20 protein-coding genes are annotated in these 26653 nt (G+C 29.6%); 15 read left to right on the top strand and 5 right to left on the bottom strand.

Annotated elements, in window-relative coordinates; all coding sequences use genetic code 11:
* Nucleotides 1-46: 46 nt before the first annotated feature.
* From OXH55_RS10445 to OXH55_RS10435, 3 genes are all read right to left on the bottom strand, one after another.
* A complete protein-coding gene (locus OXH55_RS10445) occupies nt 47-1408 on the bottom strand; it encodes a glycosyl hydrolase family 18 protein (protein ID WP_268049882.1) in 1362 nt (453 codons plus the stop codon).
* A gap of 151 nt (nt 1409-1559) precedes the next feature.
* On the bottom strand, nt 1560-2342 hold the full coding sequence (locus tag OXH55_RS10440; RefSeq protein WP_268049881.1) for a histidinol-phosphatase HisJ family protein: 783 nt from the start codon (nt 2340-2342) through the stop codon (nt 1560-1562).
* Nucleotides 2343-2420: 78 nt separating this feature from the next.
* The gene (locus OXH55_RS10435; RefSeq protein ID WP_268049880.1) at nt 2421-3944 is read right to left on the bottom strand and encodes an L-lactate permease; all 1524 of its coding nucleotides are present in this window, start codon (nt 3942-3944) and stop codon (nt 2421-2423) included.
* Nucleotides 3945-4260: 316 nt separating this feature from the next.
* Here OXH55_RS10435 and OXH55_RS10430 point away from each other — a divergent pair, with 316 nt between their 5' ends.
* The gene (locus OXH55_RS10430; protein WP_268049879.1) at nt 4261-5550 is read left to right on the top strand and encodes a lactate racemase domain-containing protein; all 1290 of its coding nucleotides are present in this window, start codon (nt 4261-4263) and stop codon (nt 5548-5550) included.
* Between the two features lie 117 nt (nt 5551-5667).
* Here the strand turns inward: OXH55_RS10430 and OXH55_RS10425 are convergent, their stop codons facing one another.
* Nucleotides 5668-6606 carry a DMT family transporter gene (locus tag OXH55_RS10425; protein ID WP_268049878.1) on the bottom strand — a complete coding sequence of 313 codons (939 nt, stop codon included), beginning with the start codon at nt 6604-6606 and terminating at the stop codon, nt 5668-5670.
* A gap of 715 nt (nt 6607-7321) precedes the next feature.
* Between OXH55_RS10425 and OXH55_RS10420 the strand changes: the two genes are divergently transcribed.
* The 6 genes from OXH55_RS10420 to OXH55_RS10395 all read left to right on the top strand — a co-directional run bounded on the left by OXH55_RS10420 (nt 7322) and on the right by OXH55_RS10395 (nt 13618).
* On the top strand, nt 7322-7822 hold the full coding sequence (locus OXH55_RS10420) for a DUF1097 domain-containing protein (RefSeq protein ID WP_268049877.1): 501 nt from the start codon (nt 7322-7324) through the stop codon (nt 7820-7822).
* 345 nt (nt 7823-8167) lie between these two features.
* On the top strand, nt 8168-9190 hold the full coding sequence (locus OXH55_RS10415; RefSeq protein ID WP_268049876.1) for a LacI family DNA-binding transcriptional regulator: 1023 nt from the start codon (nt 8168-8170) through the stop codon (nt 9188-9190).
* Nucleotides 9191-9360: 170 nt separating this feature from the next.
* Nucleotides 9361-10029, top strand: a complete 669-nt coding sequence (gene deoC / locus OXH55_RS10410) for a deoxyribose-phosphate aldolase (protein ID WP_268049875.1) — start codon at nt 9361-9363, stop codon at nt 10027-10029.
* Between the two features lie 33 nt (nt 10030-10062).
* Nucleotides 10063-11238, top strand: coding sequence for a phosphopentomutase (locus OXH55_RS10405; RefSeq protein WP_268049874.1), 1176 nt, complete (start codon nt 10063-10065; stop codon nt 11236-11238).
* 142 nt (nt 11239-11380) lie between these two features.
* Nucleotides 11381-12199 (top strand): purine-nucleoside phosphorylase, encoded by an 819-nt coding sequence (locus OXH55_RS10400; RefSeq protein WP_268049873.1) that lies wholly within the window; start codon nt 11381-11383, stop codon nt 12197-12199.
* 198 nt (nt 12200-12397) lie between these two features.
* A complete protein-coding gene (locus tag OXH55_RS10395; RefSeq protein WP_268049872.1) occupies nt 12398-13618 on the top strand; it encodes a NupC/NupG family nucleoside CNT transporter in 1221 nt (406 codons plus the stop codon).
* A 155-nt stretch (nt 13619-13773) separates the two neighbouring features.
* On the opposite strand, the gene OXH55_RS10390 is transcribed toward OXH55_RS10395, so the two are convergent.
* Complete coding sequence (locus OXH55_RS10390) at nt 13774-14310, bottom strand: DNRLRE domain-containing protein (protein ID WP_268050076.1); 537 nt, start codon at nt 14308-14310, stop codon at nt 13774-13776.
* 247 nt (nt 14311-14557) lie between these two features.
* On the opposite strand from OXH55_RS10390, the gene OXH55_RS10385 reads away from it, so the two are divergent.
* From OXH55_RS10385 to OXH55_RS10350, 8 genes are all read left to right on the top strand, one after another.
* Nucleotides 14558-15844 (top strand): SH3 domain-containing protein, encoded by a 1287-nt coding sequence (locus OXH55_RS10385; protein ID WP_268049871.1) that lies wholly within the window; start codon nt 14558-14560, stop codon nt 15842-15844.
* Nucleotides 15845-16065: 221 nt separating this feature from the next.
* A complete protein-coding gene (locus tag OXH55_RS10380; protein WP_268049870.1) occupies nt 16066-17319 on the top strand; it encodes a cation:proton antiporter in 1254 nt (417 codons plus the stop codon).
* A gap of 194 nt (nt 17320-17513) precedes the next feature.
* Entirely contained in the window at nt 17514-19205 is a 1692-nt protein-coding gene (locus tag OXH55_RS20120; RefSeq protein ID WP_268049869.1) for a methyl-accepting chemotaxis protein, read from the top strand.
* Between the two features lie 152 nt (nt 19206-19357).
* Complete coding sequence (locus tag OXH55_RS10370) at nt 19358-20416, top strand: endonuclease/exonuclease/phosphatase family protein (protein ID WP_336296773.1); 1059 nt, start codon at nt 19358-19360, stop codon at nt 20414-20416.
* Between the two features lie 137 nt (nt 20417-20553).
* On the top strand, nt 20554-22476 hold the full coding sequence (locus OXH55_RS10365) for a PrkA family serine protein kinase (RefSeq protein WP_268049867.1): 1923 nt from the start codon (nt 20554-20556) through the stop codon (nt 22474-22476).
* A gap of 4 nt (nt 22477-22480) precedes the next feature.
* A complete protein-coding gene (gene yhbH, locus OXH55_RS10360; RefSeq protein WP_268049866.1) occupies nt 22481-23650 on the top strand; it encodes a sporulation protein YhbH in 1170 nt (389 codons plus the stop codon).
* 4 nt (nt 23651-23654) lie between these two features.
* Nucleotides 23655-25022 (top strand): SpoVR family protein, encoded by a 1368-nt coding sequence (locus OXH55_RS10355; RefSeq protein WP_268049865.1) that lies wholly within the window; start codon nt 23655-23657, stop codon nt 25020-25022.
* Between the two features lie 127 nt (nt 25023-25149).
* Nucleotides 25150-26622 carry a TcaA NTF2-like domain-containing protein gene (locus OXH55_RS10350; RefSeq protein WP_268049864.1) on the top strand — a complete coding sequence of 491 codons (1473 nt, stop codon included), beginning with the start codon at nt 25150-25152 and terminating at the stop codon, nt 26620-26622.
* Nucleotides 26623-26653 lie beyond the last annotated feature (31 nt).

Genomic DNA, 26653 nt, shown 5'->3' with positions numbered 1-26653 from the left:
TGTTTTTTAACATAGGGTCTTTGAAAATATAACAAAAAATGAATTCTTATTTATTAAATTTTGTTTTTATAGTTGTCCAATAGTCAGCATCCTCAATACCTAAACGCCATATTCCAATACCTTTTAAATCCATATTATTGACTACATCTAATTTATAAGAAAGGCTTGTACTATTTTCAAACCAAACAGTATGATAAATACCAGTACTGTCAGTATAGTTAAAGTAAGGACATTGTGAAGTAGAATCCCATTTTATTTCAGCGTTATATGAAGCGGCTAAATTATACATACCATTTATACTATATGCTTTTGTGCCATTTTGAGACCAATCATATCCATAAGCAGCAGTACCAAGTATAATTTTATCCTTAGGTATTACTGAAGCTGCATATTCTGCTACTTTTTGAAACCAATTAATAGAAGCTACAGGACCAGGAGAACCACCAGGATAATGCTCATCATAAGTCATTATGATTATTTGATCTGCAAAATTTGCAATTTGAGCATAGTCATAGGCTCCGCTCCAACTGTTTGTTGGGCTGTCACTAGTTTTTGCAGGTACACTTACTGATACAATATATCCTAGCGGATTTAAAGTGTTATACAGTTCACTTAAAAATGTAGTGTAAAAATTTCTATCATAGTAATAAACACCTTCAAAATCAATATTTACACCTTTAAAATTATATTTTTCTAGTTCTATAATAAGATTATTAATGAAATTTTTTCTGTTTTCAGCACTTTCAAGAAGTGTTTTTGCTATGCTACCATCAAAATTGTTTGCAACAAGAGCTAGTGAAGTAATTCCATTATCGTTTGAATAAGTAATTTGTTCAGTAGGAACAAGACCAGAAATATTACCTTGTCCATCTATGGAATATGCTGCTGCTGCCATCTCATCAATTAACTGAGAATTGTTTACTAATGAATTGTAAGATGATTTATCACCAGAATAATAGTAAGTTGTGAAGCCTAAAACTAATTTAGCAGACTCAGTATCTACAGGAGGTACAGGTTCTTCGGGAGGAAGAGCTGGTGCTAAAGTAGTTGCTTTTATATGCTTGGAATCAGCAGAATCACTAGAGGATTTATAAGACTTCACGAAAAACCAATAATCAGTATTGGGTTTAAGACCTGTAACTTTAAAAGATGTTGAAGTAGTAGTTGCAATTAAAGAATAGTTAGAATCAATATTTTCTGCTATATACAATTTATATCCAGAAACCTTTCTAACTCTTGACCAATTTAATGTAATTTCAGTTTCTGTTATTTGCGAAGCAGAAATTGAAGAGGGCGCTGCAGGTGCTGTTGATCTTTTGGATTTAGGTGCAGCAAGTGCTTGTAGAAATGATGAGAAAATTAAACTAAAAATCATTACTAGTGCTAAAATTTTACTTTTGTGTTTCATTTACATTCCTCCTTGGTTATTATCATATAATACAATTATCGAATGATTAAAGTTTTTGAATAGAATTAAATTGTGGAATGTATAGTAAAAAATGTTTTTGGAAAATAAATTAGGAGTGCTCATATAGCACTCCTAATTTATATTTAGATATTTATATTTTTACTGCATTAGGTTTTCTTTTTTCAAAGGTAAATACATATTTAAAATCACAGCTTTTAAGGATGTTTATTCCTAATTTAAAACCTTCTCCTATAAGTTCACTGGAGTGAGAATCAGAACCAATGGTAATAATTTCACCACCTAAGTTTTTATATAGCTTTAACACATGTACAGATGGAAAAATTTCTTTAACATCACTTCGAAGTCCAGAAGTATTAAGTTCAAGTCCTATATTTCTTTCGATAAGTTTTTTTAGTATTTTAGTTAGAATATCTTCAAACTTAGGAAATATGTAGTTACCTAAATCATTATAAGCATATCTTTTTAATAAATCTAGATGACCTAAAATATCCATATCACCTAAAGATACTGCATTATATACTTCTTTAAAATATCCCTTATATGCTTCAAAGTTATTTTTATTTTTAATATAATTTCTTAATTTTAACTTGTCTATATTGTGTACAGAGCCTATTATAAAATCTAAATCTTTATCCTTTAAAGTTTGTTGTAATTTTTTACTATTTAAATGTGGCTCACATATTTCTACACCTTTTCTGATTATTAAATTTTTAGAGTACTTATTTTTACATTCATCTATTTCAGAAAAGTATTTATGAAAATCTAAATATCCATAAGTAGGAACTTCAGGATCTACGGAAAAATGTTCTGTAAAGCAAACCTCTTTTATACCTTTATTTACAGCACTATTGCATATAGCACTCAATGTTGATTTTCCATCAAAAGAATGCTGCGAATGTAAATGATAATCCATATAGTACAAATTAATCACGTCCTTAGAATAGTATGGTTTTACGTTTCCATAGATATCTTAACATAAATTCTATTTTTATTAAATTCCAAACAATGGTGCTGCAAAATATGAAATGATTCCTAAAAATGCTACATACACTACACAAACTTTTAAAGTTGCATTTAATATTTTTCCTTCAGATCCCTGCATACCTATAGCAGCTGTAGCGACTGCTATACTTTGAGGAGATATCATTTTACCGGCTGTAGCACCACAACCATTTGCTGCTGCAAGCCAATAAGGATTCATTCCTAATGATTTAGCAACTTCAACTTGAAGCCCACCAAATAAAACATTTGAAGAAGTAACACTTCCTGTAACAAATGTTCCAAGAGACCCTATAATTGGTGCAAATATTGGATAAGCATCACCAGTTATTATTACAAGCACTTGAGCGATAGATTTTATCATTCCGCTGTATCCCATTACTTTTGCAATGGCTATAATAGATAAAATAGTCACTGCTGTTTTGGTCATTTGTTTACATGTTTGTACAAAAACTCCTGCAATTTCATTAAATTTTGCACCCTGAATAAGTCCTCCTAAAAATGTAGCAATTATAATTAACGAACCAGGAGTTGCTATCCATTTAAATACAAAAGGTTTTGCGTTAGGTCCTGTATATATAGGGATAGATGATTTAATTGATGAAAGTGAATTGTGTATAGCTGGGAACAATGGTGTTGTAAGTATAATAAATAAAAATACTAATATAAAAGGAAGCCAAGCCATAATACCTTTTTTCATAGAAACCTTCTCAATATCATTAGTAGAGGCATCTTTATAAAATAGTTTAGTTACCAAAATTGTAGTACCCATACATATTATACTTCCAAGGAGTGATGGTAGTTCAGCTCCCATATACTTTGCTGCTAAAAATGATGGAAGTGCAAATGATAAGCCTGAAATAAGGGTTACGCCTAATACTCCTTTAATAGCTTTGACACTTTTACCAGTTAGTATTACGAGTACTATAGGTATTATTAAACTTAATATTGAAATTTGAAGTATTATTGGATAGCTAAGAGCTGCAGCATCAAGGTTTGTAACCTTAGCTAATGTAACTGTAGGTATTCCAATACCTCCAAAAATAGTAGGCGTAGTATTAGCTATAAGACATATAATAGCAGCGAAAACTGGTTCAAATCCAAGAGCTACCATAATACTTGCTGGTATTGCAACTGCTGTACCAAAACCTGCAATAGCTTCTAAAAAACTTCCGAATCCCCATGCTAAAATAAGTACTAAAATTCTTTTATCTGTAGTAATACCTGTTAACATTTGTTTTATAACATCCATACTCTTTGTATGAATAGAAAGGTTGTAAGTAAAAACTGCGGCAACAATTACAAGCATTATAGGCCATAGCCCAAGGGTAATACCTTCAAGGGTTGCAGTCATAGCGTGTGGAATAGGCATTTTCCATACCGATACTGCTAATAAAATAGTTACAATTAATGTTATTGGACATGTTTTGTGTCCAGGCATTTTAAGTACACCTAAGGATAACATTAACCATACTATAGGCGCTAATGCTATAAAAAATAATAAATAAGTATTCATATAATTTCCTCCTTTGTTTATATATACCTGAATATAGTATAACACATATCTGGTGTAATAATAGATATTGTGTAACACAATGATGAAAATATAATAACATAATCTGAGATATTTGGCTATACTTTTATGGTGAGATTTATGAAATGTGTTGTTTTAAAGTGTTTTATAGAGTAATTTCTACTTTTTTAATGTTATTCATATATATCAGGGAAAAGTTTAGTTGAAAAAAAATTTACTGCAGATTATAATTTGTACTCATAACAACCTTTGTGACAGAGTGATTTTTATAAATTTTAATTTTTAGGGAGGATAACCTATGAAAAACTTTAAGATGAAGTATGGAAAAATAAAAATGAATGTACCTGTTAAAGAAGAAAATTTACTTAGAGAAATTGAAGGAAATCCATTTGAAGTTACAAAAACAGTAGATGAAATAATAACTGATGCTCTACATAATCCTATAGGAAGTTCGAGACTTAAAGATATTGTAAAGGAAGGAGAAACTGTATGTTTAGTAATTCCTGATATTACAAGAGGGTGGCAGCAAACACCTAAATTTCTTCCAGAAATCATTAGGGAATTAAATGAAGGTGGTATTAAAGATGAAGATATAGTAATTATAAGTGCAGCAGGTTCTCACAGAAAGCAAACAAAAGAAGAACATGAAATGCTTATAGGTAAAGAATTAATCGAAAGATTTGATGTTTTAGACCATGATTGTTTTGATAAAGATAATTTAGTTTTTGTTGGAGAAACATCTTTTGGAAATAAAATACATGTAAACAAAAAAGCTGTGGAATGCGATCATATAGTATTAGCAGGTGGAATTGTGTACCATTTTCTTGCTGGTTGGTCAGGGGGGAGAAAGAGTATTCTTCCAGGAATAGTATCTTATGATACTATAATGAAAAACCATGAACTTTCACTTAGTAAAACATTAGGAGAAGGAAAAAACAAAGAAGCAGGAGGCGGAAAATTAAAAGGCAATCCTGTACATGAAGATATGATGGAAGCTTCAGCATTTGTAAAACCTTCATTCATATTTAATGTAATTATGGAGCCGAATGGTAACATTGGAGCTGCTGTTGCTGGGGATTATATAAAAGCACATATTGAGGGATGTAAAATAGTTGAGAGTATAGATGGAGTATATATAGATCAAAAAGCTGACCTTGCTATTGCAACAGCTGGAGGATATCCTAAGGATATAAACCTTTATCAAGCAAGTAAAACTCTTATGAATGCAAGAGAAGCTGTAAAAGAAGGTGGAACAATAATAGTTTTAAGTCAATGTTCAGAAGGACTTGGTGGAAATGCTGATGTTCAACATATATTACTTAATTTTGATAATCTATTAGACAGAGAAAAAGATTTAAGAGAAAAATATAGTATTTCAAAAGACATAGCTTATATTATTTGTGATATAGCAGATAAGTTTGATGTGATTTTAGTATCTGATATAGATTCAAATCTTCTAAAGAAAGCTAACATAACTGCAGTTAAAACTATAGAAGAAGCATTAGAAATTACGTATAAACAAAAAGGTGAAAATTTAAAAACGTATGTTATGACTCATGGAGCAAATACTTTCCCAACTCTTAAATAAACGAAAATACAATAAAAACAATTCAATTTTTATATTGAATTGTTTTTATAATTTAATACATATCTTCAATTTTATTTATTATAATTTTATAAAGATTAAAATCAAATCTTTATAGGATTAAGATGCTTTTGGGTATTCTGCAGTTTCATTCATATAATCTTTAGTTTTTTTATCTTTTAACTGAATTAATACTACTGAAAATAATATTAATACCATTCCTATAACTTGAGGAATTTCTAGAACTTCTTTATAAATAACATAACCTAATATGGCTGCTATTATAGGTTCTATACTACATACTATACTTGCTTTACTAGATTCAACATGTTGTAATGCTTTTACAAATAATCCATTTGGTATAACTGTTGCTACAAAACCTATTGCAATAACATAAAAAAGTGCTGTTAAATTGTTAGTATGTTGTATCAATGATATTGGAGATCTAAAGAACCACAAAAATATAGTAGCAAATATAAAAGAATAAACCAAAAGAGTTTTTGGAGGATATTTTTTTCCACCAATCTTACCTAATACATTTTGCAATGCAACAGTAAAGCCAGATAATACTCCCATACCTATTCCAAATAAATTATCAATTTTAAATGCTTGACTATCATATCCTCTAGAAATTAAAAAACATCCTAAAATAGCTAATAACAATGAAAGAACTTTCTTTAGCGTAAATTTTTCTTTAAAAACAAAATATGACATAATCATTACAAATATTGGATTTGTAAACAATAGAACTGAAGCTGTTGCAATACTTGTATATTTAACTGCATAAGTAAAAGAAAGAAACATTCCATCTAAAGCAATTACACCATATACAATAAAAAATAAAATACCTTTCAAATCAGTCTTAAAACATTTAGGATTTTTGATTAAAGTAAATAACACGTAAAAAAGTACTGCGACAGTAGGCCTAAGTGCTGATATTGATATGGAATCAAAGCCTAATTCTTCTAACTTTCGTGTTAATATTGCCATCATACCCCAACAAGCTGCGGATATAGCAACTAACAAATAACTTTCTCTAATTTTGTTTGTATTATTCATTTCATTTTTCCTCCTAGTATATTATATTTTCTATAAATTAATTAGAAATGTAAAATCTTATAAAAAGATGCAACAAAAAAGAGTCCCTTAGATAAATTGTGTAATTTATCTAAGGGACGAAATAAAATTCGTGTTATCACCCTATGATATAGATTCAAAATCTATATCAACCATATAACGGTGGCATACCGGAAACTTTTACAAATTTCTTGAATTTTCATTTCAAAATATACAATTTTTTAGATTATTTGTCAAGTGAAATTTAAACTATAATTGAATTTTTAAATACTTAAATATCTAATAAAATAAAAAATAGTGAAACAAAATATTGAAAGAGATAAAAATATTGCTTGGTAATGATAAAGGGCATTATTTAATAGAAACCAATTTGGAATAATTGTAAATTTGATACTAAATTTAAATTTGATTAAAATAAATGAAAGAAATTACAAAGCTAACTTAGTGAAATCTTACTTTAAATTCCACTTGATAAACATAAAAAAATATATTATAGTATTTTGTGTCGAAAAAAGTTAATAAAACTAGAGATCTTTTAAGATTTATGGCTAACCACTGTTACATGGTGAATACGATTTTATAATCGTAGAACAGGGTGATAACACGAATATAATTCGTCCCTATATATATCTGTAAATTTATCAGAATATGTATAGGGACTATTTTTTTACATAAAATATTAATGAGGAGGTTTTTTATGAAAAAGGTAGTAGCTATAGGAATTAGTAGTGGTATCATTGCAGTATTGTGGACAATAGGTAGTTTTTCTTTGGGATTAAGTACTGTTGCAGGTTTTTTAGCTTGGTCTAGCTTTTTTGCAGCAGGAGGAGGCCAAAAAGGAGTAAAAAAAGCACTAATAGCTAATTTAAGTGGAATATGTTGGGGATTTTTAACTCTTCAACTATCTAATTTATTGTCACCACATTTAGGCGAAGTAACTGGAATAACTATAGGAAATGGACTAGGATCAGCAGGTATTTGCATACAGTCTAAATTACACTTAGTAGCATTTATTCCTGCATCTTTTATTGGATGGTCTGCATTTATTGCATCTGGAATGAACTTTAGTATAACGGTTATCTCTATGACTATAGGATCCTTATTAGGATACACTTCTGAAAAATTAACCAATATAATTCTGAATATTCTGACCCAAAATAACAATCTTGATAAAATTGAAATAGATGAAGTTGCATAAATTGAAATAGCTAAATGAATTGTTTGACAAATGTTTTTGTTAAATTTAAATCATAATAAAGAAATATTTATAAAAACGTATGGTAATATAAAGAAATACACTAAAATATATTGAAAAGTGTCGAAAATTAATGTATATTAAATATGAAACCGCTAACATATAGTTTCGGTTGAATTTTAAATAAGATAAAAACTTTATATATTCTTGATGATAGATTTATTGATAATTATTTTTAGATAATTTGCACAAAGTATATTTAAATTTTTACAATTATGTTTTATAATAATATTGTGAATGTACAAAAGATGTGTAAGCGATTTCCTAAAGATATGAGGAGGAACTAAAATGTCAGTTACAATAAGTGATATTGCTAAAACAGCAGGAGTATCCCCAGCAACAGTATCAAGAGTTTTAAATAATTCAGGATATGTAAAGCAAGAAACAAGAGAAAAGATTTTAAAAATAATAAAAGAACTAAACTATACTCCTAGTGCTATAGCAAGAAGTTTATCTACAAATAAAACGAATACTATAGGCGTTATAGTTCCAGACATAAATAACCCATTCTTTGGGGAAGTAATAAAAGGAATCAGTGAAATAGCTGATAAACATGATTTAAATATAATTCTTTGTGACACTGATGAAAGTATGCAAAAAGAATTAAAAGCTCTTAAGCTTCTAAAGGAGCAGAGAATTCAAGGAATAATAATAACTCCAACTTCCGTTGAAGATGATTTCAATAGTGAATATTTAAGTACACTTGAAAATTTAGGAATTCCAATTGTTTTAGTAGATGGACATGTAAAATATTCTACATTTAGTGGAGTTTTTGTTGACAATATAAAAGGGGCTTATGAAGGAACTGAAGCTTTAATAAAAGCGGGGCATAGAAAAGTAGCTATAATTACAGGACGTATGAATTCTAAACCTGCAAAGGATAGATTGATTGGATATAAAAAAGCTTTAGCGATGAATAATATACCTATAGATGAAAGATATATTTTTTATGGGGATTATAGACAAGAAAGTGGATATAAGTTTACAAAAGAAATGGTAATGATGGAAGATGGACCTACTGCTATTTTTGTATGCAGTAACTTGATGACTTTGGGATGTATCAAAGCACTTCATGAAGATGATTTGAAGATACCAGAGGATATGGCTATTATAGGTTTTGATAGGATAGAAATATTAACTATAGCTGGAATGAATATTAGCTTTATTAATGGACCTACTAGAGAAATGGGCAGTATTGGCATGAAGTTGCTTATTGATATTCTAAAGAACGAAGAAAAGAAGGAAATAAAAAGAATTACTCTTTTACCAGAACTTGTTTTAAATGGGTCAGAGAAGTATATAAAAAAATAAGATGTGGATTTATACTATTCACATTTTAAAATTTACTTTGTATGTAAGCGCTTTCACATCAAAAAAATTAAATGTACACAAGATTGATCAAAAGTTAAGAAAAGAAAGTTATAAAATAAAAAGTTGTTGAAATGACAATAATAAATTAAAAATAAAAGGAGAGGATAAAAATGAAGCTACATGGATACATAGACCATACATTATTAAAACCACAAGCAACAGAAGAACAAGTTATAAAAATTTGTGAAGAAGCTAAGAAATATGAATTTGCTTCAGTATGTGTAAATGCATACTATACTTCATTAGTAAGTAAAGAGTTACAAGGAACTAACGTAAAAACTTGTGTAGTTGTAGGTTTCCCGCTAGGTGCTACAACAAAAGAAGTGAAAGCGTTTGAAACAAAACAGGCTATCGAAAATGGTGCAAATGAAGTTGATATGGTAATAAACGTTGGTGCGTTAAAAGATAAAAAGTATGATGTAGTGAAGGAAGATATTAAAGCAGTAGTAGATGCAGCAAAGGAAAAAGCTTTAGTAAAAGTTATCCTTGAAAATTGTCTTTTAACAAAAGAGGAAATTGTTAAAGCATGTGAATTATCAAAAGAAGCTGGAGCTGATTTTGTAAAGACTTCAACTGGATTCTCTACAGGAGGAGCAACTGTTGAAGACTTAAAGCTAATGAGAGAAACTGTTGGACCTGAAATGGGAGTTAAAGCATCTGGTGGAGTAAGAACTAAAGAAGATGCTGAAGCTGTTATTGCAGCAGGTGCTAATAGAATAGGTGCTAGTGCTTCAATAGCAATTGTTGAAGGAACTAAGACTGAAAATGCTGGATACTAATTTAATTTAGAGTAGCATTTAGGAGGGGTTAAAGTGATAGATAGAGTTATATGGATTGTACTAGATAGTGTTGGAATGGGAGCATTACCTGATGCTGAAAAATATGGAGATGTAGGTAGCAATACAATTGGAAATATATCAAAAGCTTTAGGCGGATTAAAGCTTCCTAACATGGAAAAACTAGGACTTGGAAATATTGAAGGTATAAAAGGGCTTAACAAAGTAGAAAATCCAATAGGGTGTTATTCTCGCTTTGAAGAAATGTCAGATGGAAAAGATACAACTACAGGTCACTGGGAAATGGCAGGTATATATTCAGAAAATCCTTTCCCAACATATCCAAATGGATTCCCTAAAGAAGTTGTAGATGCATTTGAAAGTGCAATAGGGAGAAAAATGATAGCAAATAAGCCAGCTTCTGGTACTGCAATTATAGAAGAACTTGGAGAAGAACATGTGAAAACAGGAAATCCTATTGTATATACTTCTGCTGATAGCGTATTCCAAATTGCTGCACATGAAGAAGTTATTTCTGTTGAAGAATTATATAAAATGTGTGAAACAGCTCGTAATATTTTAACAGGAGATCATGCAGTTGCACGTGTAATTGCTAGACCTTTTGTTGGAGAACCAGGAAACTTTGTAAGAACTGCAAATAGAAGAGATTTTTCACTAACGCCACCACACGATACTGTATTAGATATTTTGAAAAAGAATAATTTAAATGTGATGGCAGTTGGAAAAATAGAAGATATCTTCTCAGGTCAAGGAGTTACAGAGGCTGTTCATACTAAAGATAATATGAATGGGGTAGATGAAACTTTAAACTACATCAAAGAAGATAAAAAAGGTCTTATTTTTACAAACCTTGTTGATTTTGATATGAAATGGGGACATCGTAATGATGTAGAGGCTTATGGAAAAGGCTTAGAAGCTTTTGACGCAAGACTTCCTGAAATATTAAAGGCAATGAAAGATACAGATATATTATTTATTACCGCTGATCATGGTTGTGATCCAACTATGCCTGGAACTGACCATTCAAGAGAATATGTTCCTTTCTTAGCATATGGTAAAGCATTAAAATCCAATGTTAATTTAGGAACTAGAACAACTTTTGCTGATATGGGTCAAACAGTTGCAGAAATATTTTCAGTAGAACCTATTAAAAATGGAGAAAGTTTCTTAGATAAAGTGAAACTTAATTAAGATGGAATTTTTACTCCATCTAAATTCTAGTTGAACCAATCCAGGAACTTTACAATTCTTAGCTCCCTCTTGTAGAGAAGGGAGTGTTAGAATTGTTAGTTATCGGATAAAATTATTAAATAGTATAAGGGGAGATAAGAGTATGGATTTACAAGTTAAAATAAATGAAGCAGCTAAGTATATTTTAGAAAAAACAAAGGTTAAACCTGAAATGGGACTTATATTAGGATCAGGACTTGGAGCTATTGCAGATCAAATAGAAGATGCAGAGTTTTATCCTTATAATGAAATTCCACATTTTCCAGTTTCAACTGTAGAAGGTCATGCAGGTCGTTTAGTTATAGGAACTTTAGAGGGAAAAAAAGTTGTAGCAATGCAAGGACGTTTTCATTACTATGAAGGATATCATATGCAAGAAGTTACTTTCCCAGTTCGTGTAATGAAGTTATTAGGAATTGAAACTTTAATAGTTACAAACGCTGCAGGAGCTGTAAACACAAGTTATAAACCAGGAGATTTAATGCTTATAAAAGATCACTTAAATTTATCAGGAAACAATCCATTAATAGGAAAGAACTTAGTAGAATTTGGAACTAGATTCCCAGATATGTCAGATCCATATAATAAAGAATTAAGAGAAAAAGTTAAGGGAATAGCAAAATCTTTAAATATAGAACTACAAGAAGGTGTTTATGCTTGCATGAGTGGCCCAACATATGAAACACCTGCTGAAATTAGAATGGTACGTACTTTAGGCGGAGATGCTGTAGGTATGTCTACAGCTCCAGAAGTAATAGTAGCTGTTCACAGTGGAGTTAAAGTAATTGGAGTTTCTTGCATGACCAATATGGCAGCTGGAATTTTAGATCAACCATTAGATCATAGTGAAGTAATGGAAACTTCAGCAATGGCTAGAGAAAAGTTCATTAAGCTGATGAGAAACATTATAAAAGAAGTTTAATAAAGTTTTAGAACTCATATTATTATAGTTACCAATAGCCAGTCACCAGTAAAGGAGATTTTTCACCTGGGGACTGGGTATTAGGTGACGGAATTCGATGTAATAATTATACTATTATGTAATAAAATGAAGATTAACGAAAGAATAAAATAATAAAAAACAAATGAAAAAATTAAATTTACAAAGGAGAAATTAAAAGTGGATAAATTAATAGGTATATTAGGTTTATTTGTTCTAGTTTTTATTGCTTATTTATTATCAGATAACAAGAAAAAAATTGATTGGAAATTAGTTATTACAGGAATTGTATTACAATTGGTATTTGCTCTTTTAATTCTTAAATTTCCACCAGGACAAAAAGCTTTTGCAGTTGCAAGTGATTGTATTACTAAATTATTGGATTTTACCAAGGAAGGAACTGCTTTTTTATTTGGTGATTTAATAAAAGTTGACAAATTTGGATTTTTATTTGCATTACAAATCTTACCTACAATAATATTCTTCTCAGCATTAATGAGCGTTTTATATCACGTGGGTGCTATGCAACCTATAATTAAAGGTCTTGCTAAAGTAATGGCTAAACTACTTGGAACAAGTGGTGCAGAAACTTTATCAGCAACAGCAAACATCTTTGTTGGACAAACTGAAGCACCTTTAGTTATCAAACCTTTCATAAAATCTATGACAAAATCAGAATTATTAACTGTAATGACAGGTGGTATGGCAACAGTTGCTGGAGGCGTTATGGCTGGATATGTTGCTATGGGAGTAAATGCAGGTCACTTAATGGCCGCTAGCATAATGTCAGCGCCAGCTAGTCTTATTATTGCAAAAATAATGGTTCCTGAAACTGAAACTCCAGTAACTAAAGGAAAAGTAGAAATGGAACTTGAATCAACAAGTGCAAATGTTATAGATGCTGCTGCTAACGGTGCTAGTGAAGGTCTTTCTCTTGCGTTAAATGTTGGAGCTATGTTACTTGCTTTTGTAGCTCTTGTTGCACTTGTAAATGCTTTAATTGGATGGATAGGTGGATTAGTAGGAATGGACTACTTAAGTCTAAACTGGATACTAGGAAGACTATTTGCACCTATAGCATATATAATGGGTGTACCTGCTAATGATATTATTGCAGCAGGAGATTTATTAGGACAAAAAATAGTTTTAAATGAATTTGTTGCTTATGCTAATTTAGCGCCACATATAGAAAATGCAACTTTAAGTCCTAAAACTGTAACTATATTAACATATGCTCTTTGTGGATTTGCTAACTTCAGTTCAATTGCAGTACAAATCGGGGGAATAGGTGGACTTGCTCCTGAAAGACGTTCTGAAATTGCTAAATTAGGAATGAAATCATTAATAGGTGGTTCATTAGCAGCCTTCATGACTGCAGTTTTAGCAGGAATATTAGTATAGTAACTATCATTTGATAAGTAACAGACCTAATTATAAAATTTAAATATATAATTACCTTTCACTTAAAATATATAAAAAATAAGACCTTCTCTAATAGGAGGTCTTATTTTTTTATTCTATAGAAAATTATAAAATTTTAAACTTGTGGATAATTTTTAAGGATTAGATAAAATATAAGGATATTTATTTATAGGTACATATGGCAAATTAACTGGAATAGGTGATTTTTTAAAACTTACTCTTAAAATAGGTATCAGATAGTTATCTTTACTTAAGGCTGAACCAAAGGAAGTTAATGATGAGTTAGAATTACTACTATACAAAAACAAACCTTTGTTTATAATGAGATTTTGTAACCAGCCGCGTACTATATTCGTGATATCAATTTCTACAGCTACACCACATGTAAATGGGTTAAAGATTTCTGAAAAATTTTTATATATTTTGGGACGAGTTTCATAAGAGGTAAAGCTACTAAAATAATCTGCAATAGGACAGATAGAAAAATTTTTATTATAATCATAAAAAAAATCTGTAACTTTAAACAGCACAATTTCAGATGAGTGTATTGAAATGTTATCAGGTATAGAGGAAGTATCGAAAAAAAGATAACTTCCGTAAAAATCGTTTCCATCATTACCAACTATTATTGTTTCTCCATTTATATTTTCTTGTGGAAATTTACTTGATATGGTTAAAGTTTTACAGGCGTGTATTATTAAATTACCTATATAACATCACCTCTTTTAAATAAGAATATGTATCCAATACAGTATATGTATTGGAAAAAGTATATGTGCAAATATATGACATTTAGAAAATATTAATGTTATAATATAAATGGAGTTAAAATGAAAAAAATAATAGTAAATGGTCAAATTATACAATATAATTTATAGAAAGATAAATAAAAAATATATATGTATATGAGGAGGAAATATGAAGAATAAAAAAATACTATCAGCTATTCTGGCGTTTTCAATAGCTTTAAGTCCTATTGTTGGATCAACGTCTTTAGCTAAAACAATAAATTCACCTAAAGGCATGGTTACAACGAGTACCAATTTAAATGTAAGAAAAGGTCCAAGTTTAGAATCACAGATTCTATTTAAATTAGAACCTAATAGTTCTGTAAAAATAGTAGATACTATTGGAGACTGGTATAAAATTAAACTAAACTCTTCTTATGGATATGTGTACAAGCAATATATAGAAATAGATAAAAGTTCTACACAAGAAAAAGAAGGTGAAGAAAGCAAACATCAATACGATAAGATAGTAGATACAGATAAGGTATGGAAGATTAATTTTAATAAAGAGATTGAAATTGATGCTTCTACTAAGAATGAAATTAAAGTTAAAGATAGTAAAGATAATCCTATTTCTGTAAATATAGAACTAGGCGATGATTCTAAAAGTATATTAGTCAGTTCACCAGTAGAAGGATACAAACTAGGAGAGGGATATACATTAACTGTTGGAACAAATATAAAAAGTGTTTCAGGTTCAAAATTAAAACAATCTAAAGAAGTTAGTTTTGGAGTTAGAAAACATTTAGAACAATCATTAGGACTTGGAAAATATGAAACAGAATACGTTCATAATGACAGAGAGTATGAATGGTATATAGATCAATTTAACACAGGAACTCATAACTATGAAAACTGTGGACCTTCAAGTGTTACTATGGCTATAAAGTGGGCCAACCCTTCTTTTGATAAAACAGCACAAGATGCTAGAAATACTTATAGAAGTGAAGGTGGATGGTGGTATACTTATGATATTACAAATTATTTAGATAAATATAAGATTGAGAATTATGTAGTAGAGGATATAACGGAAAATTCTGTGAAAAATCAATTAAAAGATGGGAATGTTTTAATACTTTGTATTGATAGTAATTATATAACTTATAATCCAAATAAAGAAGAACATGTGGGACGCCATTATGAATTCGGAGGAGGTCATTTTATAGTTATAAAAGGATATAAGGTGGTAGATGATAAAACTTACTTTGAAGTATATGATCCTAACAGCTGGGGCGAAGTTTATGAAAATGGTTCAAAAAAAGGAAAAGATAGATATTATTCTTCAGAAGATGTTAGAAGTTCAATGGATAATTGGTGGCCGTATATGATTGTAGTAAGCAGTAATAATAATGGAGGATACAGTAGAGAAAGAAGTATAGTAAATACTAAGGATATAAAACATATGCCAGGTAAATAATAGCAAGTTAAACTAGCCATATAGGCTAGTTTTTTTTATGTTCTTTTGCAGTATTTATAGCTATATTAAGGTGTAAAAACATCAGGATTAAAGGGTAATGATTTGGTAAAAATTGAGAATGTTTACATTTGTTTTTCTATTGAAAAAGGAATTTTAAGCTGTTATTATTAGAAATTGTTAATTAAATTTTATATACAATTTTACAAAGGAGGTATATATATATGGAGTCTACTGCAATTGTTGCAAGTGAAAAATTATTGGAATTATTAGTTTTAGTTTTATTATCAGGTGTTGTTTTTGCCAAGATAAGTGAGAAGGTCCATTTACCTGATGTAGTTTTATTTATATTTGCAGGTATACTTTTAGGGCCTCATGTTTTAAATTGGATTAATATAGATAAATATCCTATAGGAAATCAATTTATTTTAACTTTTGGTGCAGCTTATATTTTATATGATGGTGGTAGAGAAGTAGAATTGAAGATATTAAATAAAGTAAAGTATACAGTTATTTTGTTAGCTACTATGGGGGTCATTATTTCAACATTTATTACCGGATATTTTGCATATAAGATACTTCATATTGATTTTATGTGTGCACTTTTATTAGGAGTAATTATAGCTTCTACAGATCCTTCAGTATTGATACCCTTATTCAAGAATATGAATATAAGCAGTAAATTAAAACAAACAATAATATCAGAATCAGCTTTTAATGATGTAGCAGCAGCAATAATTACTTTTGCTATTTTAGGAATTATACAAGGAGGAACATTTTCACTAAAAGGTAGTCTTTTAAAATTAGCTTTAAGTGCTGGTGGAGGTATATTAGTTGGTGTTGTAGTTGGTGTTATAAATTCTATATTGATATCTGAAGATAAATACGGCATATTAAAAGAATATCCTTCACAACTGGCTATAGCTGGAGTAGGAGTTGCCTATCTTATTTCAGAAAAGCTTGGATTTAGTGGATACATGTCAACTTTCATTGTAGGTATGATATGTGGAAATAAAAAAATGGTAAATCTAAGACTTCCAGAAGAAAGCTACATAACACATCTTAGATTTAAAGAAGTTTTAACTGTAATTTTAAGAATGATGATTTTTATACTTCTAGGTACCCAAGTACAATTTGAAATTTTGGCTAAATACTGGAAAGCGTCTTTACTTATAGTTGCTGTACTTATCTTTGTTTCCAGACCAGTGTCAGCTTTTATATCTATTTCTCTTGATAGAAAAGCAAAATGGAATTTTAAAGAAATTGTATATATGATGTGGATTAGAGAAACTGGAGTAATACCAGCAGCATTAGCAGGAATGATGGTTACTATGAAAATTCCAAATGCTCAAATTATATCATCAGTAACTTTTATGGCCATAATAGTAACCCTTACTTTCCAAGCGAGTACTTCTAAATTATTAGCTAAGATATTAAAATTAGAAGAACATAGTAATGTAAGGAAACAAGTTGCTTAAATTTGTTCGAGTTAAGAAAGATTAGCTTAATTGCTAGTCTTTTTTATTTATATAAATTTATATATAATCATCATGAAATATGGTATAGAACTAAAAAATAAATAAATAATTTCCATAAATATCATGGAAAGATTTAAGGCGTAATTACGATAATATGATTACAAACAACAAAAGATGAGATAGGAGGAAGTAAAGTGTTTGAAAAATTCAAAAATTTTAAAATAATACATGGAATAATTTTGCTTTGGTGTTTATCTCTTATTAGTACAGTTGTAATAGGGGTAACAGGATTCATGAACATGAAGAATTTAAGCACAAATATTGAGAAAATTTACAATAAACACCTTTTAGAAATTGTAGTAATAGGGGAAGTTAATGGAGAAATGGGAGTTTTGAGGAATGCTTTTACAAAGGTAATAGAGAGAGAGTATAGTGAGGAATATACTAAAATTGTAGAAGAAAATGATAAATTAATTAGGGAAAAACTACAACAAGTTAAAGCGGTTAGCAAGGATGATAAAAAATTAGAAATAATCAATTCTTTGATGGAAAATTACGGAAGCTATATGAAGGGGTATAGTTCCATAAAAGGACAAAAATTACGTGGTGAAGCAATAGATATGAAACCAATACAGGGACTTGGTGATAAAATATCTGCTGAAATTGTAACTTTAGTAGAATATGAGAAACAAGCTGCAGAAGTTATTCACAAGGAATCTATTGACAAGTATAATAATAGCAAATCTACTTTTATAATAATATTAATTTTATTAATTACTTTTGTAACAGGATTATCACTTTTAATTCTTGTTTCAATAAGAACTTCTATAAAAGAATTCACAGGAATATTGAATATACTTTCTTCTGGAGATTTTACAGTAGAAATAGAAAAAGATAAAAAGAATGAATTTGGAGTTATGAAAAAAGAATTAGCTTTAACAATTTCTTCAATAGCTAATATATTAAAATCAGTTAAGGAAAATACAGATACAATAAATGAGCAATCTATGTCTTTATCAGCAGTTTCAGAAGAGATGACTTCATCCTCACAAGAAGTTGCTAATGCTGTACAGGGAGTAGCAGAAGGTTCAACATCACAAGCTAGCGAACTGGTAGAAATGGCGAATACTTTAAATACTTTTGGAAATGCTGTAGATAATATTGTTTTATCTGTAGAAGATGTTGATGCTAATGCTAAAAATATAGATAAAATGGCTAAAGGAAGTAACGATCAGTTAACGCAATTGGTTACATCTATTAATAATATAAATAAATCTTTTGAAGATGTAAGCACAAAAATATCTAACCTTGGAATGAGTGTTAATAAAATTAATGAAATTACAGCTCTTATAAATAACATAGCTGATCAAACAAATTTACTTGCATTAAATGCTGCTATTGAAGCAGCAAGAGCAGGGGAAGCTGGAAAAGGCTTTGCTGTTGTTGCAGATGAAATTAGAAAATTAGCTGAACAAAGTAAAAGTTCCTCAACAGAAATTGATAATGTATTAACTTTAATTACATCAGAAACTAATGGTGTTATTAATACAACAAATGAAGTAAATGGAGAACTTACAAATCAAGTTAGTATAATAGATAGTTCTATAGATTCTTTTAAAGAAATAATAGATGCTATAGAAAATATACTACCTCTAATAGAAAGTGTAAATTCTGAAATTAATAGAGTTAATAATGATAAAAATGAAATTATTAGTAAGGTAGAAACAGCTTCAGCAGTGGCAGAAGAAAACTCAGCTACTTCAGAGGAGATATCAGCTTCAGCGCAAGAAATGAATTCTTCATCAGAAGAGGTAGCAGGCAGTGCAGAAATGCTTTCTGTTATGGCTGGTAAAACAATGGAAGAGGTTAATAAATTTAAGCTATAAATAGCTTTTATAAGTTAAGTAGAATTAAACATTAGCATAATTGCTAATGTTTAATTTTTTGCCACTTATTGCAAAAGTATGTATAATGATGTACAGGTATATTATAGTTATAAGGAATAATTAAATAATTTAACCATCAGGAGGAGAGTATGATAAGAAAAACCTTAAAGTTTATTTTATGGATAATTGTAATTTTTGTAATAATTTTGGCATCTTATCTGATATTTATGACAGTAACTGATTATAAACCTAAGGATGTTATAAGTTTAAAGATTGAAAATAATAAGCAAGATGTAATAAAAAAGAATATTCCGTTAAGAATATTAACTTTTAATATTGGATTTTGTGGTTTAGATAAAGACCAGGATTTCTTTATGGATGGTGGTACAGGGTCACGTTCACAAAGCAAAGAAAAAACTTTAGAAAATCTTAATGAAATTACTGAGTTTTTAAAGAAAGAAAAGAGTTCTATTATATTTTTACAGGAGATAGATGTGAATTGTACACGAAGCTTCTACATTAATGAGTATAAGTATGTAAAAGATAATCTAAAAGATTACAGTTCAACCTTTGCATTAAATTATAAAGTACCGTGGGTTCCTGTACCTATTTTTAAGCCTCATGGAAAAGTTGAAGCTGGACTAGCAACATTTTCCCAGTATAATATAGAGAAATCTGATAGATATCAATATCCTGGAAATGAAAAATGGCCAAGACAGCTTGCTTTATTAGATAGATGTTTCATAGAAAGTAGATTAAAAGTTGAAGGTGGTAAAGAACTTATATTAATTAATTCACATCTTTCAGCTTATGACAAAGGTGGAACAATAAGAAAACAGCAGCTGCAATTTTTAAAAGATTACATAGAAAAAGAATATAAACAAGGAAACTATATAATAGTAGGAGGCGATTGGAATCATGTGATTCCGGGAACTGACCCCAATATTTTCAAATCTGAACAGGAGTGGCCTGAATGGCTTAAAAAAATTCCGAAGGATTTTGAATCAGAAGATTTTAAGTGGGCAGTAGATACGTTAGTGCCTAGTAATAGAAGCATAGATATACCTTATAAGAAAGGAATTAACTATTTATCAATAATAGATGGATTCTTGGTTTCATCCAATATTGAAATTAAAAATGTTAAAGGATATTCTTTAGAATTTAAAAATTCAGATCATAATCCAGTGGAAGTGGAATTTGAACTAAAGTAATTTTAGAAGAGACTAGCTAAATAGCTGGTCTTTTGTTTTTTTTGCATAATATGCAAAAAGCATACATATAAATTAAAATAAACTGATACAAACATAATTTAAAATTATATAAAGGTTTTTAAAAGGAGGGAGACTTAGTGGATTTTAAACAGATTATTAAAATGGATAGAGAAAATAAAAAGAAGAATAAGTTTAATGGAACATTATTAGAATATCTTGAATTTGTTAAGAAAAACCCAGATATAGTTAAGCTTTCCCATAAAAGAATGTATGACATTATTATGGCGCAAGGATTTGAAGTTTTAAAACCCGAGGAAAACAGAAGAATAAGAAAAATATATGGAAATGACGTTATAAAGAGCTATAACTTTTTTAAGAAGGATTTCTATGGTATTGATAAGGTATTAATGAAGTTAGTAAGTTATTTTTACTCAGCAGCTATGCAAGGAGAAGAAGCAAGGCAGGTATTGTATTTAGTAGGACCAGTTGGAGCAGGTAAATCTTCATTAGTAGAAGCTCTTAAAAAAGCAATAGAAAACTGTCCACCTGTATATGCATTAGAGGGATGTCCTATGAGAGAAGAGCCTCTACATTTAATTCCGAAGCATTTAAGAGGTGAGTTTGAAGATGAACTTGGAATAAAAGTAGAAGGCGATTTGTGTCCAGTATGTAGACATAGATTAAAAAATGAATTCCATGGAGAATATGAAAAATTCCCTGTTGTAAGTACAGATTTTTCAATAAGATCAAGAAAAGGAATAGGAGTTGTTCCACCTGTTGATCCTAACAACCAAGATACTTCCGTGCTTACAGGTTCTGTAGATATATCTAAGATGGATTTATATCCAGAGGATGATCCACGTATTCTTTCATTAAATGGTGCTTTCAATGTTGGTAATAGAGGAATGGTAGAATTTATAGAGGTATTTAAAAATGATGTAGAATATCTTCATACAATAATAACAGCGACACAAGAAAAGTCTATACCATCTCCAGGAAAAAATTCTATGATATATTTCGATGGAGTAATTGTGGCTCATTCTAATGAAGCTGAGTGGAATAAGTTTAAATCAGATCATACAAATGAAGCTATATTAGATAGAATAGTAAAAGTAGAGGTTCCTTATTGTCTTGAATTAAATGAAGAGATAAAAATATATGAGAAAATTTTGGGTAAGAGTAATTTTAAAGCTCATATTGCTCCACATACTATTGAGGTTGCAGCAATGTTTGCAGTACTTTCAAGAATGGCACCATCAACTAAGGTTGATCCTCTTACAAAGGTAAAAATATATAATGGAGAAGAAATAGTTGAAAAAGGAACTACTAAAAAGATAGATATTATAGAATTAAGAGAAGAAGCTGGACTTAGAGAAGGTATGGCAGGAATATCTACTAGATTTATAGTAAAAGCCATCGATAATGCTCTTTCAAATTCTGAATATGACTGTATCAATCCTTTAAGTGTAATGGAAAGTATAATAAAATCTATTAAAGATTTAGATACGAATGAAGAGGATAAGAAGAAGTATTTAGCTTTTGTTCAGGACACTATAAGAAAAGAATACAACAAAATTTTAGAAAAAGAAGTAACAAAAGCATTTATAAGCAGCTTTAAAGAGCAGGCAGAAAGTCTTTTCAATAATTATCTTGATAATGCAGAAGCTTATGTAAATAAAACAAAACTTAAGGATCAATATACAGGAGAAGAATTAGAACCAGATGAAACATTTATGCGTTCTATTGAAGGTCAAATAGGAGTAAGTGAAAGTTCTGCAAAAGGATTCAGATTGGATGTTACCTCTTATATGTTCTATCTAATCAGAAATGGTGGAAAAATAAATTATGATTCTTATGAGCCTTTAAAAGAAGCCATTGAAAAGAAATTAACTGCTTCTGTAAGAGATTTATCAAGAGTTATTACTCAATCAAAAGTTAGAGATAAGGATCAAGGTAAAAAATATAATTCTATGGTAGAGGAAATGAAGGCTAATGGATATTGCGATCACTGTTGTGATGTCATACTGAAATATGCCGCAAATAACCTTTGGAAGGATTGATAATATGGCAATATTTAGAGATTTCAATCCTATAGACCATGATAGAGCTGTAGAAGATAAGAGGAGACATAAAGAGCTTGTAGAAGATTCTATAAAGAAAAATTTAGTTGATATTTTATCAGAAGAAAGCATAATAGGTCAGAGTAAAGATAAAAAGATTAAAATTCCTATAAAGGGACTAAAGGAATTTCAATTTATATTTGGAGAAAATGCCTCTGGAGTAGGAAGTGGAACAGGAGAAGAAAAAAGAGGAGATAAAATAGGAACTGGTAAAAAACAGGGGCAAGGTAAAGGAAGTGGTGGAGCTGGTAACGCTGATGGAGATGATGTATATGAGGCAGAAGTATCCATTGAGGATGTAATAAACTATCTTTTTGAAGAATTAAAGCTTCCTAATCTTGATAAGAAAAAATCTGCTGAAATTATGTCTGAACATGCTAAAAAAAGAGCAGGATATCAAAAAAATGGTATAAGACCAAGGCTTGCTAAAAAGCGTACTGTAGTTGAAAAATTAAAGCGAAAGCAAGGATATAAAAGAGCTTTGCAAGAAACAAACAGAGATGAAGAGATAGAAAGATTTCCTTTTAAGGAAGATGACTTAAGATATCATAGAATTAAGCAAACCGTAAAAAGGGAATATAATGCAGTAGTTATGTGTATTATGGATACTTCATCATCTATGGATAGAACAAAGAAATATCTGGCAAGATCCTTTTTCTTCTTACTATATCAATTTGTAAAGATGAGATATCAAAAGGTAGAGGTAGTATTTGTAGCTCATTCTACTCGTGCTAAAGTTGTAAATGAAAATGATTTTTTCCATAAGATGGAGTCAGGCGGAACCTATATTTCTAGTGGATATAGTAAGGCTCTTGAAATTATAGATGATAAGTATAATCCAGAAGCTTGGAATATATATGCCTTTCATGTAAGTGATGGAGATAACTGGAGTGAGGATAATCAAAAAGCAGTGCAAAAAGCTAAAGAGCTTTGTGACGTATGTAATCTTTTTGGTTATGCAGAAGTTATGCCAGGAACAGTCTTAAGTACAATAAAGAAAAAATATACACAGGAAATACAACACAAAAATTTTGTTGTTACAACAATGAAAAATAAAGAAGAACTTTGGCCTTCATTAAGAGATATGCTAAAAGGCAATGAAAAAGAGGGGTGATATCTTGGAATATACGGTAAGAGATTTAGAAAAATGGAATGAAAGAATTGAGGCTATTGTTAAAAAGGTAGGACTTGATTATTATCCACAAGAGTTTGAAATGATAAGCTATAATGACATGCTTGCTTATGAAGTATATGTAGGAATGCCATCAAGATATCCTCACTGGAGCTTTGGAAAAGCTTATGAAAGGCTTAGAACTCTTTATAAATATAATTTAACAGGACTTCCTTATGAAATGGTTATTAATTCTGACCCCTGCATAGCTTATCTTATGAAGGACAATACATTACTTCTTCAGATATTGACTATTGCTCATGTTTATGGACATAATGATTTTTTTAAGAATAATAGATTGTTCAGAGAAGGAACTCATGCTAAGTACACTTTAGAAATGTTTAAAAACCACGGCAATAATATAAGAAGTTATATAAATGATCCTAGTATAGGATATGAAAATGTAGAAAAGCTTTTAAATGGAGCTCATGGTATTAAGCTTCAGACTTCAAGGGCTATTGGGGAAAAAAGAGTAACTGATGAAGAATTAAAGAAAAGAATAATTGATGACTATAAGAAAAAGAATTCAAATTATAGTATTATTGAGCCGTATGTAAAGGAAGAACCTCCAAATGTAGATAAGGTACCATTAAATCCAGAAGATGATTTACTTTATTTTATAAGTCATTACGGAGATTTAGCTGAGTGGGAAAAGAATATTTTAGAAATAGTTAGAAAAGAAACTAGATACTTTGTTCCTCAAATAGAAACTAAAATCATGAATGAGGGATGGGCTAGTTATTGGCACTATAATATTCTAAAAAAATTAGATTTAGAGCCTTCTCTTCATTTAGAATTTATTAAAAGACACAATGATGTAATAACTCCAATGATAGGACGTATAAATCCATATTTCTTAGGATTTAAGATATATGAGGACTTAGTAGAAAAACATGGAGTTGAAAAAATATTTGAGGTTAGATACCTTGAAAGAGACGAATCATTTATAAGAAGATATTTAACAAAAGAACTATGTGAAGAGGTAAATCTTTTTGAATATGCTAAAAAGAATATGAATTATGTAATTACAGAGGTATCGGATGAGGAAGGATGGAAAAAAATAAGGAATACTTTAAGTAGTTCCTGCGGAATGGGAATGATTCCACACATTAGAGTAGTAGATATGGCAAAGGGAGATAAAACGTTAACTTTAGAGCATGTTTATGATGGAAGAGACCTACAGCTTGATTATGCAAAAGAAACAGTAAAATATATCGTAGATTTGTGGAAGCATAGGGTTTGTCTTAAAACTGTTTTAAAAGGAAAAGAAGTAACTATAACGTGCAGTGAGAATAAAGTATTAACTTATGATTAGATAAAAAAGGACATATGGCATACATTTTGTGTGCTGTATGTCCTTCTTTATATTCAAATTTTTAACATTGTGTGGAATGTTTTCAAATAATATAGTATAATTTTAGGGAATATAAGGAGGTTATGTAATGTTAAGTCGAATATTGAAACACATTCCAGGATTTAGGACGGGAAAAAGGTGGAAAATGTTCATTGCAGTTATAGGGTATATTATAATGATCAGTGGAATTTTTACGCCAACAGGAGTAACTGTAGGAGACAGGATTTTAGGTATAATTGAATATTTAATACTTTTTATTATTCCATTTTTACTTATTACTAATGTAGCAAATATTAGGAACAAGCTACCATTGTTCAAAAAAAGAAAGGTTTTATATAATATTTTAGGGTATTGCGTTACTGTCATTCTATTAAGTAGTGCAATAGGAGGACTTTCAAAATTTGAATCACCTCAGTATAAAGAATTGCAGAAGCAGCAAGCAATGAAGGAAAAAGCCGTTAAGGAAGCTGAAAGAGAACGATTAAATAATATGAAAAGTCTGGATGAAGCCACAGTAAAAAAATTAATAAAGGATTATGAGAAGGCAAATGTTAAAGCTGTTAATGGTAAAGATTTTAAAAAGGTTGAAAAATACATATTAACTGAAAGTAATTTTTATAATAGTAAAAAAGAAAATATTGAGAAGAAATCTCAAAACATAAAGAAGATAAATCTATTAGGTTATGAGTTAGCAGAAATAAAGGAATTAAACAAAAATGAATATTCGGCTAAGGTTAATGAAAAGATAAATATATACTATACAGATGGGAAAGAAGAAACTAGAGAGTATAATAATATATATACTGTAAAGGGTATTAATGAAAAAGTAGGAATTAGTGATTTGAGTAAGTCTCAACTTGTAAAAAGTGAGATTAAAGTATCTAAATTTTCAGAAATGAAGGATGCTGTTAGCAAAGATATAGTACAGATAAAAGAAAAGGGCGAAGAAATGGCAGCAGCACAAATAGCCGCTTTAAACGAAAGAGATAAAAAAATTGAAGAAGGAAAAATAGAAGTTCCAACACAAAGTGAAGAAAATGCTAGTAATAATAAAGGAAGTATTTTATCAAAATTTACAAGTATTTTTAATAAGAAAAAAGATAAGCAGGAAAAAGATAAAGAAAGTAAAGTAATTTGGAACAAGTTGAGTGTAGATGCGGATGTAAATCTTAATACACCTATTGCAATAAGAAAATTACAAAAAATATCACCAGATTATATATTTGATCATAGTCAAAATATTATGGTAAAAGAAGTACATAAATCACCTACTAAATATATAGGTACAGATTTGAGAATAAGTGGTACTGTTATTAATATTGAAGAATTATCAGCGAGTAATCCTTATTCTATTCTTAATGGACAAAAAAATGTAGGTAGGATATATATACTTTCTGATGAAGGTTATTTAATAGATTTATTTATGACAGGAGATTTTACTCACATTAATAAAGATGATTATATTGAAGTATGTGGATACTTTACAGGTTATTCATCAGTAACTCAAATATTTTATGGTGAAAGAAGAGGTTTAACTGTTGTTGGAAATGTAGCATATTAATATTATATTTATTTGATATTGTAATTGAATA

The organism is Clostridium ganghwense, assembly GCF_026735165.1.
In the GTDB taxonomy this organism is placed as follows: domain Bacteria; phylum Bacillota; class Clostridia; order Clostridiales; family Clostridiaceae; genus Clostridium_H; species Clostridium_H ganghwense.
Note: the sequence above shows the minus strand (reverse complement) of the source record. Positions and strands in the feature narration are given on the sequence as shown.